Genomic DNA, 18074 nt, shown 5'->3' with positions numbered 1-18074 from the left:
CGGAACGGCGGACGCATCATCGGAAAGCGCTGCGGCACGTCTCAGAATATCGGCACGAAAGCACGGCGAGGGAGATGAGAGGACCAGAGCTACCCGGCGCACTCCGTCCACCAGCGACCAGCCGAAAGCGTCGACGGTGCTGCTGCTCAATCCCAATGAGACCGAAAAGGCCGCACGGGCCCGCACTTTACTCGGCCAGGGCTCGGGCGGCGATGCCCTGCCAATCCCCGGCGGTCAGAGGTCGCAAGCGATGCAGTATGCACGGCGGAGCCAATCCGGGCGCTCCGACGGGTAACCGGAACGCTTGGAAACATGGCGCGCGGTCATGCGATACAATGACGATCGCCGGCTGGCTCTTAGTCCGCAATCGATCGGAGGCTTGATCAGACTGACCGCTCTGGGTCGGACAGGAGACGTGTGTGGCTTAGCCGGACGGGGTTCTCGCGATGCGGCGCGCCATCGCCGCGATCAGATCGGTTCGGGTGACGATCCCGATGAGCTTTCCACAGTCGAGCACCGGCACCGCATCGACATCCCGGTCGCCCATCATCGCCAGAAGGACACTCAGCGGGGTCGTGGCTACGGCCCGAGGGCCGGTCGCACTCATGATATCTCCCGCCAGAACCGGCCTGCCGCGCGCGCGGTCAACCAGCCGCCGCAGAGCGGGTGCGAAACCGCGATCGAGACGCAAGGCATCGTCTCGCGCACGGCCGATCAGATGTATCTGGAAGATCACTCCGAGGAACCTGGCGTCGGAATCAATGACGGGGAGCGAAGTGAAGCGGTGTCGCTTGAACAGGTCGGCGACGTCCCCGAGCGGGGTCGTCAGTCTCACGGTTGTCAGATTCCTCGACATGATATCGGCGGCGGTGAGCGGACCGGCTTGCTGGGTTGCCACCTGAACTTCCGCGGCGCCGATCAGACGGGCAAGGTCCTTGACGCCGAGATTGAACGACTGCCGGTAGCGTTCCAGGATGTCGGTCAGGTCCTGCTCAGACAGCCCCAGCCGCTCCGCAGGGTCCGTGTCACCGGATTCCTTCGAGTGCGGATCGTCGAACTGACGGAACGGGTACCGGCGCCCCGTGATCCGCGCGTAGGCGATCGCGACGAGCACCAGCGCGATCGTGCCGGTCGCGATGGGGGCGAGGGCAAACCAGAATCCCAGTCGCTCCATTGCGTCTGGGCTCATTGCGGCGGTCATCGCGACGGCACCCGCAGGCGGATGGACCGCGCGACAGCCGATTGTGGCGAAGACCGCAAGTCCGACGGACAGCGCTATTCGGGCAACCGGATCACTCACGACCATACAGACGGAGACGGCGACCAGAGCGGCAACGGTATTCCCGACGATCGCGGACCAGGGCTGGGCAAGCGGACTGTTCGGCACGGCGAACAGGAGCACCGACGTCGCACCAAGCGGCGCCACGAGGTACAGCCCATCCGTCAGATCGACGGTCGGAGACAAGATAAACTGACCGACCAGTCCCAGGCCCAGCAGGGCCCCGAACCCAGCCCGGAGGGGTTCCATCGACGACGTGCGGGCCACAACCGGCCCAAGCGCTCGCAGGATACTCAACCTAATTCCTTTTCACTCCCCGGAAACGGCGGTCGCAGAGGCAGGGTTGTTTTCATGAAGACCGCCTGACCCGACACCCAGCGGATCGGGCGTCGGTCTCCGTCGCAGCCGCGACCGCAGGGCGCGGCACTCAATGGCTCGGTGTGCTCAGTAGAGCGTGGGGGCTTCGTCCTGCAAGGCGTTTCCGTACCAGATCCCCTCTGCGGCGCGCGGAGGGTGAGACGGAAGGCCCATGCTCCTGTTAGTGCGGGGCGGACTTGACGATGCAGATCCGGCCGTAGAGCCCAAGGAAGCCGAGGAATCCGAGCGACCAGCACAGGCCCGCGAGACGGAGCCCAAGGGCCGGATCGATCAGCCCGGCACCGGCTCCAAGGCGCAGGAGCGTTGCCGCCAGGATCGCGCCGAAGACGACGACCGTGGCCGGTGGCGCGGTTAGCGGCAGACCGGAGTGCCCCCGGGTTGCGCGCACCATGATGGCGATCGGCATCAATCCGAAGGCACCCACGGTCCAGGCATGCAGGGCGGTGGCGCCGTCGATCCAGCCCGGCCGGAACACGGCCGAGGCGCCAAGCACAAAGCCCAGCGGGACGAAGAAGTATCCGAGATGCAGAACAGCCAGCAGCGGCGCGCGACGGACAGCGAACGGCGACCAGCGCGCCTGCCGGACCAGATGTCCGATGCCGGCCACGGCCAGCGCTACGCCGGCCGTCCGCTCCAGCCAGGGCGGCGCGCCCGGCTGAAGGATCCAGAGCACCAGCGCCACCGCGCCGGCGAACACGACAAGACGGTCCAGGGTTCCGAACGGTGCCGGTTCCGAGTCGCGTTCGCTCGACCGCAGCCAGTTCGCCGTGAAATTCGGCGTCACCCTGCCGCCGATCAGAGAGACGAGCATGACCATCACGGCGATCGCGAGCCGGGGCGTGTAGGGCGCGTAGCCGAGCAGCACGTTTTCGGCCAGGAATCCGATCTGCGCCAGGACCAGCACCACGATCGCGAGGCCGACCGGCAGGTTGCGCCGGCTTCCGCCGCCGATGATCTCGCGCAGGACAACGGCGGCAAAGGCGACCGGAAACAGCAGCGCCACAAGCCCGGCCTGCGGTAGGGCAAGCCCCGGCAGCAGCATCGCCCCGCGGCCGAGGACCCACAAACCCGCCAGGACCGCGAGCGGCGTGCCGGAGACCGGCGGCCGCTTCGTCCAGGATGGCAGCGCGGTCAGCAGAAAGCCGGCCAGCACCGCCCAGAGATAGCCGAACAGCAGTTCATGGGCATGCCAGGCCAGCGGATCCGCCGGGCCCGGCAACGTCAGCCGCCCCTCATAGACGGCGATCCAGAGTGCGACCGCCACCGCCGCCCAGACGGCGGCCAGCAGGAAGAACGGCCGGAAGCCAAGGGAGAGGAAAGCCAACCTCCCCTCGCCCGGTCCCTTTGCGGCCGGCGACCTGTCGCCGGTCATCGCCCGATAGCGTGCGCTGCCCGGAGCCGCCGCGTCGATCCTATTGCCACCCCTCGACCCCCGACATGTCCGGCAGTTCGTGGGCGATGCCCTTGTGGCAGTCGATGCAGGTCTTCTCGCCGGGGACCAACAGGGACTGGTGCGCATCGGCCGCCCGGCGACTCTGCCGCGTGAAGTCCATGGACTCCTCGCTGTGGCAGTTCCTGCATTCCAGCGAGTCGTTGGTCTTCAGGCGGTACCATTCGTGCTTCGCCAACCGCAGCCTTTCCTCCAGGAACTCGTCGCGGGTGTCGATCGTCCCGAAGATCGTCCCCCACACCTCCTTGGAGGCCTGCATCTTGCGGGCGATCTTGTCGGTCCAGTCGTGCGGCACGTGGCAGTCGGGACAGGTCGCCCGCACGCCCGAGGGGTTGGTGAAGTGCACGGTGGTCTGCAGTTCCGCATAGACGTTGTCGCGCATCTCGTGGCAGCCGATGCAGAAGGTCTCCGTGTTGGTCGCCTCCAGCGCCGTATTGAAACCGCCCCAGAACACGATTCCGGCCAGGAAGCCGCCGACCGTGAGGGTGCCGAGACTGAGATGGACCGCCGGGCGGCTGAGGGTCCGCCAGTAGGTCCGCAGCAGTGTCAGTATCTTGCGCATGACCGGCCGCCTACTGTCTTCCGGTGGGGTTGATCAGCGAGTCGATATCGACGAAGTCGTTCTCGACCGGCGGACGGGCGTCGACCTGCGGAACATGGCACTGGTTGCAGAAGTAGCGCCGGGGCGAGACCGTCGCCAGGAACTGGCCCTCCCGATCCATGAAATGGGTGATGCTGACCATGGGCGCGCCGCTTTCTCCGGTGCGGGCGCGGGCATGGCAGGACAGGCACTGGTTGGCGTTGCGGTCCACCTGATAGCCGTCGATGTGATGCGGGATGGTCGGCGGCTGTTCGGGATAGTTCCGCACCCGGCGCATGGCGCCGTCCTCGACCCGGGGCATGCGGGGCGAGTCGCTGTTGTCGGCCAGTGGCGCGGTACCCCGCAGACCCGCCACCTCAGGCGGCCGGGTTTCCTGGGTCAGGGCGACCGAGGTCAGCCCCGCGAGGATAAGGGCGGCGGCGGCCAGGATTCGCAGCATGGTTCCCTCCCGATCCCTATGTCAGACCTTCTCGATGCGGACGGCGCACTTCTTGAAGTCCGTCTGCTTCGAGATCGGGTCGGTGGCGTCGAGCGTCACCTTGTTGATGAGCTGGCTGGCATCGAACCAGGGCACGAAGACCAACCCCTGCGGCGGTCGGTTGCGCCCGCGGGTCTCGATCCGGGTCCGCATGCGGCCGCGGCGGGAGATCACCGCGATCTCGTCGCCGCGGCGCAGGTTCATGGAACGGGCGTCCTCCGGGTGCATGTAGCAGACCGCGTCCGGCACCGCCTTGTAGAGTTCCGGCACGCGTTGGGTCATCGAGCCGGAGTGCCAGTGCTCCAGCACCCGGCCGGTCGACAGCCAGAACGGATACTCCTCGTCGGGGCTTTCCGCCGGCGGCTCGTACGGCAGAGCGAAGATCCGCGCCCGGCCGTCCTTGTGGCCGTAGAACTCCACGCCCGCCCCGGCGGTGACATAGGGGTCGTGGCCCTCGCGGTAGCGCCACCGCGTCTCCTGCCCGTCCACCACGGGCCAGCGCAGGCCGCGCGCGGCGTGATAGGCGTCGAACGGTGCCAGGTCGTGGCCGTGATGACGTCCGAACGCGGCATATTCCTCGAACAGGCCCTTCTGGATGTAGAAGCCGAACGCCTCGGCCTCCCGGTTGACGTAATCGTCGGCGGTCTCCTCCAGCGGGTACCGGTCCACCTGCCCGTTGGCGAAGAGCACGTCGTAGAGGGTCTTGTCCCGGTACTCGGGCATCTGGGAGACCAGTTCCTCCGGCCAGACCTCGTCCACGCGGAAACGCTTGGAAAACTCGACGAGCTGCCAGAGGTCGGAGCGCGACTCTCCGGGCGCGTCGACCAGCTGGTGCCAGAACTGGGTGCGGCGCTCGGCATTGCCGTAGGCCCCCTCCTTCTCCACCCACATGGCGGTGGGCAGGATCAGGTCGGCGGCCTCGCAGGTGACCGTCGGATAGGCGTCGGACACGACGATGAAGTTCTCCGGATTGCGGTAACCCGGGAGGGTCTCCTCCATCATGTTCGGCGCGGCCTGCATGTTGTTGTTGACCTGGACCCAGTAGGCGTTGAGCGCGCCGTCCTTGAGCTTCCGGTTCTGCAGAACCGCGTGATAGCCCGGCTTGTCCGGAATGGTCCCGGCCGGCAGCTTCCAGATCTTCTCGGCTGTCGCCCGGTGCTCCGGATTGGTGACGACCAGATCGGCCGGCAGGCGATGGGAAAAGGTCCCGACCTCGCGGGCGGTGCCGCAGGCCGACGGTTGACCGGTCAGCGAGAACGGGCTGTTCCCGGGCTCGGCGATCTTTCCGGTAAGCAGGTGGATGTTGTAGATCAGGTTGTTGGCCCAGACGCCGCGGGTGTGCTGGTTGAAGCCCATGGTCCAGAAAGACGTCACCTTGACCGTCGGATCGGCGTAGAGCTCGGCCATCTCCAGCAGCCGTTCCTTCGGCACCCCGGACATCTCATGTGCCTTGTCCAGGGTGTATTCGGAGACGAACTCGGCGAATTCGTCGAAAGTCATGGCCGTGGAGCCGCCGACGGCGTTGGCGTTCTTGGCGGCCATTTCCAACGGATGCTCCGGACGCAGGCCGTAGCCGATATCCGTATTGCCGCGCCGGAAGATCGTGTGCTTGTCCACGAAATTCCGGTTCACGCGGCCGGTCTGGATGATGTGGTTGGCGATGAAGTTGAGCAGCACCAGATCGGAGTGCGGCTTGAACACCATCGCGATGTCGGCGAGGTCGAAGCAGCGGTGCTCGAAGGTCGACAGGACGCCGACCTTCACATGGGGCGCGCTGAGCCGGCGGTCGGTCACCCGGGTCCACAGGATCGGGTGCATCTCCGCCATGTTCGAGCCCCACAGGAAGAAGGCATCCGCCGCCTCGATGTCGTCGTAGCAGCCCATCGGCTCGTCCATGCCGAAGGTGCGCATGAAGCCTCCGACCGCCGACGCCATGCAGTGACGGGCGTTCGGGTCGATGTTGTTCGAGCGGAAGCCGGCCTTGAACAGCTTGGACGCAGCGTAGCCTTCCCAGACGGTCCACTGGCCCGAGCCGAACATGCCGACGGCGGTCGGTCCCTTCTCGGACAGCGCCTTCTTGAACTTCTCCGCCATGATGTCGAAGGCCTGATCCCAGCTCACCGGCGTGAACGCGCCGTCCTTGGCGAACGCCCCGTTCCGCATCCGCAGCAGGGGTGTGGTCAGGCGATCGCGGCCATACATGATCTTCGACAGAAAATAGCCCTTCACGCAGTTCAGGCCGCGGTTCACCTCGGACTTGGCGTCGCCGTGAGTGGCCACCACCCGGTTCTCCTTGGTGGCGACCATCACCGAACAGCCGGTGCCGCAGAACCGGCAGGGCGCCTTCGACCATTTCAGATCCGTCTGCGACCGGTCGGTGACCAGGTTCTGGGCCGCGGCCGGCGCCGGCAATCCCGCGGCCGCCGTCGCGGCGAGAAGCGCCTGCGCCTTGAGAACGTCCCGTCTGCTCGTCTTAAGCTCGCTCATCGTCCACTCCCTCAGCCTTCCCGTTCCCGGCAAGCGCGGTCGGATCGGGCTGACCCGCCTCCCCGTCGATGCCGTGGAAAACCAGATTGCAGCTCAGTACGCCGGCGAGGCCGGTGAACCGGTGTGCCAGATCGGCGATCGTCCCCTGATCGGGGCTCTCCAGCATGGCGATCAGGGTGCCCGTCGGATCCGTGATCGGCACCTCGACCCCGGGCTCGGCCCCGATCGTGGCGGCCAGCGCTTCCAGTGCCGTCGGGCGGCACTGGATCAGCAGGCTGGCGATGTGGCATTCGGCGCTCATGCTGCCTCCGGTTGCAGGGTGATGGCGTCGGCCGGGCAGGTTCCAGCGCAGGCCCCGCAGCCGGTGCACCGGTCCGGCTCCAGTTCCGGGCGCGGCGGCCCGCCGAGCCGCGGTCGGAACCGCACGGCCGCCTCTCCGCAGGCATCGCGGCAGGTCTCGCAATGGACCCCGGCGACGGCGAGGCAGCGCTGCTCGGAAATAACGGCTGTTACGGTCCAGGCAGGGTTGCGGGCGGGCTCGAACACCTCGGCCCGACAGGCCCCGGCGCAGGCCCCGCAGAATGTGCATGTGCCGGATCCGGCGCCGAAATCGACCTCGGGAAAGCCGCCGTCGCCGGCAATCAGGATGCCTTCGGGACAGGCGCGCAGACAGTCGCCACACCGGGTGCAGGCGTCGAGCACACGTCCGTCGTCGGTCCAGGGCGGTCGCAGCGGCTCAGGCGTCGCGTCCGCTCCACCCGCAAGGAAGGCGCCTCGCAGAAAGGCACGCCGCGCCCGGTCCGGTCCGGCCGGCTGCGCGGGCGTCGATGTCCTCGAGCGGCTCATCCCGCGGGCGGCCCCGGTGGGCCGAGAATCATCTGCGAGATCCAGATGACGAATCCGTAGGCTCCGACGAACCCGACGGCCAGCCCCGGGAAAACGAGGAAGGTGGTCACCAGAAACGCCGTGATCTCGCGGTTGCGGGTTGCCGGCGGTTCCGCTCGCCCGACACTGCTCTCAAGGTCGGTCATCAACCCGAGCCCTCCCTGGTCGCGTGGCTCTTGTTCTTTCGGCGACAGCACGCCGTTTGTTGGTGCAGACCTTACGCCTGCGGCAGCGCACCCGCCTTGACTTTGGTCAAGTGGATCGATTTCCTGGCGGTCTCACCGAGCCACGGGGCGCTGCATTCATGCTTGCCGCCGACGATCTCAGGGCCGCGACACTGTTCTCCCGCCTTTCCGATCGCGAGATCGACGCCCTGATTCCGATCGTTCGGGAACAGACACTGGCCAAGGGGACCCCGCTGTTCCACGAGGGCGAGCCGATGGACCGCCTGTATCTCGTCATCAGCGGCTGGGTGACCCTGTTCCGCGACACCAACACGGGTCAGCGTGTCGTCATCCGGGTCTTCGGGCCGGGAGAAACCCTGGCCGAGGCGGCCCTGTTCCTGGACAGCGCGTTTCCGGCCAGCGGCGAAGTGGCGGAGGATGCGCGGCTGGTCTCCATCGATCGCGCGGCCTTCGAGCGTCTGTTGGCCGCCTCTCCGCGGGTGGCCACGGGCATGATCGCGTCCCTGGCCATGCACTTGCGCGCCCTGACCGTCGAAGTCGAGCAGCTGAAGACCCGCACCGCCACGGAGCGGATCGCCGCCTTTCTGCTGACATGTTGCCCGAACGGGCGGAAGGCGCGCTCGACCTTCGAGCTTCCCTACGACAAGAGCCTGATCGCCCAGCGCCTTGGCATGCAGCCGGAGAGCCTCTCCCGAAATCTGGCGAAGCTCGGCTGCCATGGGATCTCGATCGACCGCAACCGGGTCACGATCGACGATCCTAAGGTTCTGGAGAATGCGCTGGGTTCGGGCACTTTAGGACGCCTCTCGTCGGGTTAGTCGTATCTGGATGCGTCGGCTAACCCGGGCACCGACGTTCGTGTTTTGAACGATTGTATGTTCCAACATACCGTTACGTTGAACGTCCACTCTTGGGGCTGAACGGCTCATAGACCTCCAACGTCCTCTGTGGATGGCTCCCTGGTTGCAAGAGGTTTTTCGATGTCGGCGCGTTGGTCGGGTGCAGTCTTCTGTCCGGCCTGTTGATGCAGCCGTTGGAGACTGCTGGCCCTGATGGGGTCGGCGAACAGGGTCCCTATCTGCTAAGCAGGCTATGACGCCTCGGACGTTGGACGGGTTGTCCCTGTTTCCGGCCTGACCGGTTTCGCCATCACATCGCGTCGCTCTCACAACTTCCTTGAGCCGTTAGGTGGCTCGTTCTGTTCCCGGTATTGCTATGCAGCGCCGAGCGGGGCATGGCGCGCCTGGTAGACCTCGCCGCGGTTCATCAGCGCCCAGATCACGCGGGCCATCTTGTTGGCCAGGGCGACACTGGCCACCCGCGTCGGCTTGCGGGCAAGCAACGCGAGGATGCGCGGATCCGTCGCCTCGGGCTTGTGTTTGGCCCGGCGGATCATGGATGTCGCCCCGAGCACCAGGAGTTTGCGTAGATACCGATCGCCCATCTTGGTGATGCGGCCGAGCCTGTCCTTGCCGCCGCTGGAGTTCTGCGAGGGAGTGAGCCCCAGCCAGGCGGCGAACTCCCGGCCGGAGCGGAACTGCGCCGGGTTGGCGACGGAGGCGGCAAAGGCCGTCGAGGCGACCGGACCGATGCCCGGGATGGTCGCTAGCCGCCGGGCCATCTCATCGCTCCTCTGCAGGGCCAGGATCGCGCGGTCGATCGTCTGCACCCGGAGATGGGTGTCGAGCGCCTGGGCGCTGAGCAGCTCGAGGATCTGAACGGCCGTCGGAGGTACGTCGGGTGTTGTGTCCTTCGATGCGATCCGGTGCGCCAGCCCGAGGGCGCGTTCCAGTCCCTCGGGGATATCGATGCCGAACTCCGCCAGGAGCCCGCGGAGCATGTTGACCAGTTGCGTGCGCTGCTTGACCAGAAGATTGCGGGACCGGTGCAGCGACAGGGCTGCCTGTTGTTCGGCGGACTTGATGGCCACGAACCGCATGGTCGGGCGTGTCACCGCTTCGCAGATCGCCTCCGCGTCGGCCGCATCGTTCTTGCCGCGCTTCACATAGGGCTTCACGTAAGCCGGCGGCATCAGCCGGACCTCGTGGCCGAGCTGCGTCAACACGCGCGCCCAATGATGCGACGTCCCGCACGCCTCGATGCCGACCAGACAAGGAGGCAGCTTTGAGAAGAACGGTACGACCTGCGAGCGCCGCAACGTCTTGCGCAGAACAACGTCACCAGACGCGTCAACGCCATGAACCTGGAACACGTGCTTGGCCAGATCGAGGCCGACAGTGGTAATCTGCATGGTGGATGGCTCCATCGCTCGGGTTGCCTGATAGCCAACCCACTGTGGCACTACGATGCCGGGAGCGGGAGCCATCCACCTCATCTGATATGGGTCGCACGGAGCCGGTACGTCGAACGACCGCATCGGGTCGACGGCAGATCGCCCTGCGCGTTGGAAGAGCGGCAGTATGCCCGGATCGTTCATACCTCGGTGGAGAGTGCCGGGCTCGACAGTTCAGCCTACGGAACCCACACGTTCCGACGCATGTAAGCCGCTCAGATATACCGCAAAACCGACAATCTCTGAGCGGATCGCACTCTAAGCCCGATCTGGGTCGACCATTGCGTGACGTAGGAGGAGCTACTTTAGGCAGAATGAGCCTCGGACGTTCAGGGCGCCATTCCTACTGCCCCAGGAGCGCCGCCACCATTGGGCGATCTGAGTTGAGCCATTTAGGTGACCAACCAAGGCCAGCGGTTCCGCCCCGGGACTCTATACAAATCGGTAATCCTGAAGCCATACGAACGTGAGGTTCGCCGCCGACAGTGCGGCGGTCCGGCCATGCTGTGTCTCTGGCCTCTTTCCCCGATCTCCACCAGTCGCTTGGGATGGCCGGACCCCTGTCTCAGTCGGGCCCGCGGGGAGCACCTTGATGCCTTACCGATGTTCCGCACGGTCTCGTGCCAGCTCTAATCGCCACCCCCAAGATGTGACGGGCTTGCGCGTGTTGCATGTGATCGCGGGAGCCTCCACTGGCGGAGCGGAGACTTTCGCCTTGGACGCGATCGAGGCCCTGGCGGATCTGGGTGTGGAGCAAAAGGTCATCTGCAGGCCGCATGACCTGACCGTGCAGCGGATGACCGCGTTGGGTCTGCCGACCGTCACGATGTCGTTCTCCCAGGTCTCGCGGCATCTCGGCGGTCAAGCCAGGGTCCGATCCGTGGCAGAGGACTGGGGTCCGGACATCGTCCACGCCTGGATGGCGCGAGCGGCATCCTTCGTGCCCAGGTCCGGTGTCGGTGCCGCCGAGATGCCGTGCCCGGTGGTGGGATGGATGGGAGGGTACTATTCGGCAAAGTATTTTGGGCACTGCGACGCCTTTATCGGAGTGACCCCGGACATCTGCCGGCACATCCGCGCGACCTGCGATGGTCACGGACGAACCTACCTCTGCCACACCTTCGGCACCTTGCGCGACGATCCCCCCATACTGCGTGACGACTTGGCGATCGCACCAGCTGCGACGGTCCTGCTGATGCTGTCCAGGATGCATCAAAAGAAGGGTATCGACACCGCGATCGAGGCCATTCGCCATCTTCCCGATGCGGTCCTGCTGCTAGCCGGCGATGGGCCGGAAATGCTCCGATATCAGCGCCTGGCGACCACTCTGGGCGTGTCGGATCGGGTCCGCTTTCTCGGCTGGCGGACCGATCGGCGCGCGTTGCTGGAGCTCTGCGACATCTGTCTTCTGCCGAGCCGGTACGAACCGTTCGGAACCGTCATCGCCGAGGCATGGTCGATGCGTCGCCCTTTGATCACGACGCCGGCGGACGGCCCACGTCAATACGTGGTCGATGGAGAGGACGCCCTGGTTGTACCGTTCGACGGGCCTGCGGAGCTGGCATCGGCGGTGAACCGGCTGTCGCAGGACCGTGATCTCGTTGCGCGGTTGGTTGACGCCGGATACCGCAAGTATGTGCAGCAGTTCTCACGCGAGCGGGTGCTGGGCAATCTCCTGGCCATTTATCGGCGGGTGGCAACCAGCGGACAGGTGCGGATCGATGTGTCGGAACTCAACGCTCGTCTGATCTCGGCAGTGACTGCAGAGATGCTGAAGAGCGAGCCCGGTGCGGATGCCCGGCGGATCTCGGCGGCGGTGCTCGCCGCAATCGCGTATTGGACATATGACGAAGGACAGGACACATCGCTGGCGCGCGATGCGGCACTGGTTGAACTCTCGGGATTGCGACGGCTCGTAGACCGCCAAGTATGCGGCCGATCGGTCCTCATCCTGGATGCGGATCAGCTCGACGCTACGCTGGCCGAAGGTGACCGGGAGGCTTTGGCGAAGTGGGACGCGACCATTTGTGACCGCCTACTGACGTTGCTGGACAATCCATACCGCGCCCGGACCGAGAACCTCGCGCGATCCCATCCGTCACCGGCCGACTGATACGGCGCGGCCAAGATGCTTTTCCGCAACGGCGTAGCCGGAAGACGCCATATCTCCGCCATTGCTGTCGCACTGGCTTGTGTCCTATTGCCGACGTTAGGCCTCATCAACGGCGCCGCCTATGCGCCGATTATTTTCGTGCTGGCAGTGGTGCTGGCCGTGGTGCAGCCCCGCTCAATGGACCCTCCAGTACGCATCGACCCTCCTCTCGCCTGGCTCTGCGCAGCATTCTTGATCTGGTCCGCAGCGAGCACGATTTGGAGTATCGATCCCATAGCGTCGTTGGACGGCATCATGCAGATGGCGCTGATTTCAGCAGGAACGCTGGGACTGCTGGCCTTCGGGTGTGACGACAGGACGTTCGCTGAGCCGCATCGCCGTATCGCACTTCTGGTCGCAGCGATCGGACTGCCGACTGGTTCCGCTCTGGCCGCCGTGGATCTGGCGACCGAACACCGACTACTTGCCATCCTCGCACCTGGTGCCGCGGATTGGGCTCCGAGCGACTATAACCGGGGCATTGCCTATCTGGCTGTGCTTGCCTGGCCGATCTTGCTCGCAGTGCGCAACCGTTTGGGCTGGACCGGCGCTGTCGCGGCCGCGCTGCCCCTCGTCGTGCTGACGTTTCTCTCGCAGAGTGCCGGAGCCAAGCTTCAGCTGGCCGCCGGTACGCTGGTGCTCTTGGTGACCCTGTGGCGGCCGCGTCTGGTCACAACGGCGTTCTGGGTCGGACTGCCGGTGGCGGCGTGGATGGGACCGGCAGTTATCAGGTGGACGTTCCCATACGCTGCCTCGGCGACCAGTGGTCTCGAGCGATCCTGGCTGCACCGTTTGGAAATCTGGGATTACATGAGTGCCCGGATAGTGGAGCGGCCTTGGGCGGGTTGGGGTTTCTCCACCGCCAAGCAGATCCCGGTTACCCCCGAGGAGCTGGTCGGCTTCTCGCAGGTGGCCGAAGCCGGTATCTATCCGCACAATCAGTGGATCGAGCTCTGGGTGTATGGCGGTGGGATTTCCGTCTGTATCGCACTGTCCTTCGTTCTCTTGATCGTGCGTCGGGTCTCCCGGATGCCGAGGCAGAGCCAGCCGTTCGCGCACGCCGCGCTCGCCAGCGCGCTCGTGGTGTCCGCGGTGAACTTCGAGGTGACGACGGATTCCTGGTGGGCCGCGTTGGCCGCGACCGCGCTGCTCTTCCGGTTCGCCGCCGGCTATCGGACCCCCGCGTCCACGGAACCCGTTCCGTCCGGCAACGGCCCTGAGCCGGGGCTCAACCGGGATCGATCGCCGGTAGAACGATTGACACCTTCAATCCCGGGTCATTGTCGGACAGGCGGATCGTCGAGCGGTGCAGAGAAACGACGGCCGCTACGAGACACAACCCAAGGCCGCTGCCTTCGGAGTTGCGACTCCGCTCCAACCGGTACAATCGGCGAAATACCTTATCCCGTTCCGCTTCCGGAACGCCCGGCCCGCGGTCCGTTACCTCCAGGAGGAGTTGGCCGATCGGCTTATGCGCGAGGCGGATCGCGATACCGGTTTCGGGCGGTGTATGGCGGAGCGCGTTATCGAGGAGGTTCGCGATCATTTGCATCAGCAGATCGCGGTCGCCGGCGACCCAAGTGGCTGCGGACGCGCAGATCTCGACGCTAAACGGGCGCCCGTCGGCTTCCAGGATCGGCTGGTAGAGTTCCTCCACGGTACGGCACAGGACCGCGAGATCGATCGGAGCGAAGCGGCCACGGGGCGACCCAGCCTCAATCTGGGCAATCTGTAGTATGGAGTGAAAGACATGGATGATGGAGTCGAGCTGCTCCAGAGCATCCTTGGTGGCCGGTCCTTCCATACCCTCCAGCGTGGTCCGGAGCCGGCTCAGCGGTGTGCGAAGGTCGTGGGCGATATCAGCCGAGACCTGACGCAGACCCTCCATCGTTTCGGCAAGTTGGTCGAGCATCCTGTTGACGGCGTGCGCGACCCGATCGAGGTCATCGCTTGCGGATCCAACCGGCAGTCTTCGTCGCAGATCTCCCGCCGCCACGGCATCCAGCGCCTTGCCGATAGCAACAATTCGCCTTTCCGTTCGGGACGAGAACCAGATAGTGCCGGCAGCCGCTAGGGCCGTAGATGTCGCGGGCCCGGTGAGTCGGGGGGCGGGCGCGTTGGCGGTCAGGAACAGACGCATGACGGGTGCGCCGACCCACCCCAGGCCGGAACACATCAGTAGCCGGTGCAAGCCTTTCCCAGTCATCAGCGCCCGCCCGGCTGCAAGACATAGCCTGCGCCGCGCACCGTTCGGATCATCTCCGTGCCGTACGGCCTGTCGATCTTGCTTCGCAGGCGGCTGACATGACTCTCGACCACATTGGTCTGCGGATCGAATTGAATGTCCCAGACGGCCTCCAGCAGCATCGTCCTCGTCTGGACCCGACCGGCGGTGCGCATGAGGTGCTCCAGCAGGACGAACTCGCGACGTTGCAGATCGATTGGCTGACCCGCCCGGCTGACGATCCGGCGAATGAGGTCCATCTGAAGATCCCCGACCGTCAGAACGCTGACCTCCTCGCGCAAGCACGGACGTCGCGCTAGAGCGCTGATACGGGCGGAGAGCTCGGCGAACGAGAACGGTTTGGCGAGATAATCATCAGCTCCGGCATTCAAGCCTTCGACTCTGTCGTTGACGCCATCCATCGCGGTTAAAAAGAGTATCGGCGTCAGAATCCTGGCGCCGCGCAGAGTGCGGACCAGCGCGAGGCCGTCCAGCTCGGGGAGCATCCGGTCGACGATCAGAACGTCGTAATCGCCCACGGTCGCCTGGAGAAGGCCGTCGCGACCGTTCTCCAGATGGTCGACGACGTGCCCGATCTCGCGCAGGCTTGAGGCAATATAGGCGCCGGATTTCGCGTCATCTTCGATAAGCAGAGATCTCATGGTCAGCCTCGATTCAGACAGCACGGCTCGGCGGAGGGACCTCGGCCGCCACGTCTCCCGGCTCCGCGACGCCGTCAATCCGGCGCGGTCCCGCACCGAGAGCGAGCGCCTGCCGAGGCCGATAAGTCAGACCTTTATGCCGAACAGCTTTTCGGCATTTCGGAACGCGATTTTTTCCTTGGCCTCACGGGGCAGGTCCACCGCCCGAAACCAGTTGGTTCCTTGCTTCATGTCCGCAAACGGGTAATCCGTGCCAAACATCACTCGATCCACGCTGATGTACCTCAGCAGAAGATGAAGCAGTTCATCTTGGAAGAACGCACTGGTTGTGTACCAGAAATTGTCATTGAAGTATTGCCCGAGAGGCTTGTTCAGCGCACCTTCGGCCACGTCGCCCATATCCCCCACGATACGTTCGTAGAAGAATGGAAGGCCCTCGCCCATGTGGCCGATAATCATCTGCAGTTTGGGGAATCTGTCGAACGCTCCAGTCATGATCAGGCGAAGGCATTGCGTAATGACTTCCTGGTGCCACCCATATCCTGAACCGCTGAAGATGTAGTCTTGATACTCTTTGTTATATTCCGGCCGCGTAATGCGGTAGTAGATGTCGAAGACTTCATCAGGCGGGAAGCCGGGATGCAGGTATATCGGCACCCCGAGTGCCTCGGCCCGCGCCAGAACCGGCTCGAAATCGGGATGGTCCAGGAATCTCTTGCCAATGAAGCCATTGGTCATGGCTCCCACAAAGCCATCTTCCCGAACGGCGCGTTCCAGTTCGTCCGCTGATGCCTCGGGATCCTGCAGCGGCAAGGTCGCGTAGGCCTGGAAGCGCCCCGGATAGGTGGCCATCGGGCCATCGGCAATCATCTTGTTGAGACGATACGCGAAATCGATGCCTTCCTGGCCGGGGAGATTCTGCACGCCCGGCGTATGTGCGGAGAGGATTTGAACGTTGATTCCGGCGTCGTCCATTGCGCCGATGCGGCCAGGGCCGATTTCGGCGAGACCCGTTTCCTTGAGGTACTCTACGTGATCGTCATTGATCGCGTTCAGCGCGATCAGTTCGTCGGTGGTATAGGTCTCTTCCGTGGCGATAAAGGGCAGGTCCAGGTCTCGCAACGAGATGACCGACGGCTCCGCCGCGGCGGCGCGGGAGACGATGGCGGGTGCGGACAATCCCGCACCGACACCAAGTGCAGCCGTGCCACCTAGAAAGTCGCGGCGCCCCATCAACAGTTGCTCTAGGGACTTTAAGATCGGCTTCATATCGGTATCCGCTCCGGTGTTTGTGCTGTGCGGTTTGGGCGCAGCTTTCGCTGCTCAAGAATTTCGATTGGATCCATAGACCTAGGGGTCAGCGCAGCACCGAGCCTTTGCCGCTGATGCTTGCGCAAAGAGGCGTGCGTCGCTGCTGGTCGGTGAGGGATCATTGGGTCAACTGGTGACCCACGAAGACCGCTCAGAATTTGTAGGAAACGGTCAGCCCGCCGAAGACAACACCATCGTCCTTGCTGATCGGGCTATCGGCCGCGTCACCGATCAATCGGCTGGATTCGATCATGGTCATGACCTCCCAGTTCTCGTTGACCGGATACAGGAACGCGAGTTCCGCGGTGACTGACTTGAGGCCGGACTTAGCCGTGTACTGCTGTAGGCCGGAGCGTGCCGACTGCGTCGAGTTAACGCCGAAGTAGTTCTTCATGTATTTGTCGTCCGACCATGTCGAGGACAGTCCGGCCAGGAACGCCGGTCCATTCGCGCCCTCGTCGTCAGATCCCATCGCACCCGACCCGGAGCCCTGGCCCGTCAAGGCACTCAGGGGGATCATGGTATCGACACCGAAGGACGCTTCCAGTCCGTTGGTACCGCCGAGATGTCGGGTCAGTTCGATGAACGGGGTCACGGGGCCGATGTCATATTCCAGGCTCAGGTTTGCCGTTGCCGCGCCATCGACGTCACCCAGTCCGTTCAGGTCGGAACTGTCGCTTTCGTCGCGACCCCAGTCGTAGTTGAAGCTGACATTCACGGTAAAGTTGTTGTCATCGTAAACGACGGCGCCCAATCCATCTTCCGTCGAAAGGTACACGGTGTCCTTCCACGTAATGCCCGCCACCGGAAGGAACATGGCCTCCATTTCATCGGAGCCCTCGTACTTGGATCCATATCCCAAGCCGCCACCGATCACGAACTCCCAGTCGTCCGCGGCAGACGCGATCCCGGGGAGTGCAACGATCGCCATCAGCAATCCCGCTGCGACGCCCTTGCGACAAACCATGTAGTTCATGTCCTAGCCCCTCGTTCAGCTTTGACGTTCATGTCTCGATGCTGGACAGTCTGGGGGCGACATTTCACACGCGTGTGCCAGAAAGGCCGTAAAGTTGTAAAAAAGTGTGACGGCGAGTCTACGCTCCGAGCGCCCTCAGAGGCACGTCGCGGCAGCGTTTTGCACTCCACCGATAGTCCCCGCTGCCGGTCGAACGAGGTGCCGACGGCACGCGTTCCGCGACGGCCAGGGCGCCGACCTGGAGCCGAAACCGACCATATCGACTCGTTTCATGACTCAATATGGTCGGTGAATTTGTCTCTAGAACAATAAGATAGAGCAGATTCACACCCGTTGACGCGATCATGAGGTGATCCCGTCACCGCACGATCTGCTCTAGGCTTCATGCCCGCGTTCTAGAGCGTTTTCGGATCACTCATGATCGTACCCTGTAGCGGTGAAGTAGTTTCTGGCCTCTTCCGGCGTGACGGCATCGATGGCCTGAGCGATTGCGTCCCAGAGGTCTTGTAGGGTTCGGGCGGCGGCCTTTTTGAGTAGCGCCTTGATCTTGGAGAAGGCCAATTCGATCGGGTTGAAGTCTGGGCTGTAGGGCGGCAGGAAGCGGAGCTCGGCGCCGGCCCGCTCAATCGCGTCGCGGACTGCGGCGGGCTTGTGAGCCGGAAGGTTATCCATCACGACGATGTCGCCTGACCGCAGTGTCGGTACCAAGACCT

17 protein-coding genes and 1 pseudogene are annotated in these 18074 nt (G+C 64.4%); 4 read left to right on the top strand and 14 right to left on the bottom strand.

Features of this window, described 5'->3' with window-relative positions:
• Window positions 1–74 precede the first annotated feature (74 nt).
• Entirely contained in the window at window positions 75–383 is a 309-nt protein-coding gene (locus tag BLS34_RS26625; protein WP_342739438.1) for an HGGxSTG domain-containing protein, read from the top strand.
• Window positions 384–424: 41 nt separating this feature from the next.
• Here BLS34_RS26625 and BLS34_RS05265 read toward each other — a convergent pair whose 3' ends face one another.
• The 8 genes from BLS34_RS05265 to BLS34_RS05230 all read right to left on the bottom strand — a co-directional run bounded on the left by BLS34_RS05265 (window position 425) and on the right by BLS34_RS05230 (window position 7704).
• Complete coding sequence (locus BLS34_RS05265; protein ID WP_245701920.1) at window positions 425–1576, bottom strand: HPP family protein; 1152 nt, start codon at window positions 1574–1576, stop codon at window positions 425–427.
• A gap of 241 nt (window positions 1577–1817) precedes the next feature.
• Complete coding sequence (locus BLS34_RS05260; protein WP_175474108.1) at window positions 1818–2981, bottom strand: NnrS family protein; 1164 nt, start codon at window positions 2979–2981, stop codon at window positions 1818–1820.
• 88 nt (window positions 2982–3069) lie between these two features.
• On the bottom strand, window positions 3070–3669 hold the full coding sequence (locus tag BLS34_RS05255; protein ID WP_028795680.1) for a NapC/NirT family cytochrome c: 600 nt from the start codon (window positions 3667–3669) through the stop codon (window positions 3070–3072).
• Window positions 3670–3679: 10 nt separating this feature from the next.
• Window positions 3680–4147, bottom strand: a complete 468-nt coding sequence (locus tag BLS34_RS05250; RefSeq protein ID WP_028795681.1) for a nitrate reductase cytochrome c-type subunit — start codon at window positions 4145–4147, stop codon at window positions 3680–3682.
• Between the two features lie 21 nt (window positions 4148–4168).
• Entirely contained in the window at window positions 4169–6673 is a 2505-nt protein-coding gene (gene napA, locus BLS34_RS05245; protein ID WP_093148697.1) for a nitrate reductase catalytic subunit NapA, read from the bottom strand.
• Entirely contained in the window at window positions 6660–6974 is a 315-nt protein-coding gene (locus BLS34_RS05240; RefSeq protein ID WP_051245038.1) for a chaperone NapD, read from the bottom strand. The genes napA and BLS34_RS05240 overlap by 14 nt, the downstream gene beginning before the upstream one ends.
• The gene (gene napF / locus BLS34_RS05235; RefSeq protein WP_093148696.1) at window positions 6971–7519 is read right to left on the bottom strand and encodes a ferredoxin-type protein NapF; all 549 of its coding nucleotides are present in this window, start codon (window positions 7517–7519) and stop codon (window positions 6971–6973) included. The genes BLS34_RS05240 and napF overlap by 4 nt, the downstream gene beginning before the upstream one ends.
• On the bottom strand, window positions 7516–7704 hold the full coding sequence (locus tag BLS34_RS05230) for a periplasmic nitrate reductase, NapE protein (protein WP_028795684.1): 189 nt from the start codon (window positions 7702–7704) through the stop codon (window positions 7516–7518). Before BLS34_RS05230 ends, napF begins: the two co-directional genes overlap by 4 nt.
• Before the next feature lie 158 nt (window positions 7705–7862).
• Between BLS34_RS05230 and BLS34_RS05225 the strand changes: the two genes are divergently transcribed.
• Window positions 7863–8561 (top strand): Crp/Fnr family transcriptional regulator, encoded by a 699-nt coding sequence (locus tag BLS34_RS05225; protein WP_093148693.1) that lies wholly within the window; start codon window positions 7863–7865, stop codon window positions 8559–8561.
• A 395-nt stretch (window positions 8562–8956) separates the two neighbouring features.
• On the opposite strand, the gene BLS34_RS05220 is transcribed toward BLS34_RS05225, so the two are convergent.
• Window positions 8957–9994: an IS110 family RNA-guided transposase gene (locus BLS34_RS05220; protein ID WP_093148692.1), complete on the bottom strand. Its 1038-nt coding sequence runs from the start codon at window positions 9992–9994 to the stop codon at window positions 8957–8959.
• A gap of 634 nt (window positions 9995–10628) precedes the next feature.
• Between BLS34_RS05220 and BLS34_RS05210 the strand changes: the two genes are divergently transcribed.
• Together BLS34_RS05210 and BLS34_RS26730 are read left to right on the top strand one after the other, a co-directional pair.
• Window positions 10629–12149 (top strand): glycosyltransferase, encoded by a 1521-nt coding sequence (locus tag BLS34_RS05210; protein ID WP_093148690.1) that lies wholly within the window; start codon window positions 10629–10631, stop codon window positions 12147–12149.
• A gap of 15 nt (window positions 12150–12164) precedes the next feature.
• Window positions 12165–13145: pseudogene (locus BLS34_RS26730) on the top strand (O-antigen ligase family protein); the annotation flags it as partial.
• Window positions 13146–13416: 271 nt separating this feature from the next.
• Here BLS34_RS26730 and BLS34_RS05200 read toward each other — a convergent pair.
• The 5 genes from BLS34_RS05200 to BLS34_RS05180 all read right to left on the bottom strand — a co-directional run.
• Window positions 13417–14328, bottom strand: coding sequence for a sensor histidine kinase (locus tag BLS34_RS05200; protein WP_175474106.1), 912 nt, complete (start codon window positions 14326–14328; stop codon window positions 13417–13419).
• A 65-nt stretch (window positions 14329–14393) separates the two neighbouring features.
• Entirely contained in the window at window positions 14394–15074 is a 681-nt protein-coding gene (locus tag BLS34_RS05195; RefSeq protein ID WP_028795686.1) for a winged helix-turn-helix domain-containing protein, read from the bottom strand.
• Window positions 15075–15200: 126 nt separating this feature from the next.
• Entirely contained in the window at window positions 15201–16343 is a 1143-nt protein-coding gene (locus BLS34_RS05190; RefSeq protein ID WP_093148685.1) for an amidohydrolase family protein, read from the bottom strand.
• Window positions 16344–16536: 193 nt separating this feature from the next.
• A complete protein-coding gene (locus BLS34_RS05185) occupies window positions 16537–17361 on the bottom strand; it encodes a MipA/OmpV family protein (protein ID WP_093148684.1) in 825 nt (274 codons plus the stop codon).
• Window positions 17362–17772: 411 nt separating this feature from the next.
• On the bottom strand, window positions 17773–18074 hold a 302-nt coding region (locus BLS34_RS05180), incomplete at its 5' end, for a transposase (RefSeq protein WP_139189106.1).

This window comes from Thalassobaculum litoreum DSM 18839, assembly GCF_900102465.1.
GTDB classification, from domain to species: domain Bacteria; phylum Pseudomonadota; class Alphaproteobacteria; order Thalassobaculales; family Thalassobaculaceae; genus Thalassobaculum; species Thalassobaculum litoreum.
Note: the sequence above shows the minus strand (reverse complement) of the source record. Positions and strands in the feature narration are given on the sequence as shown.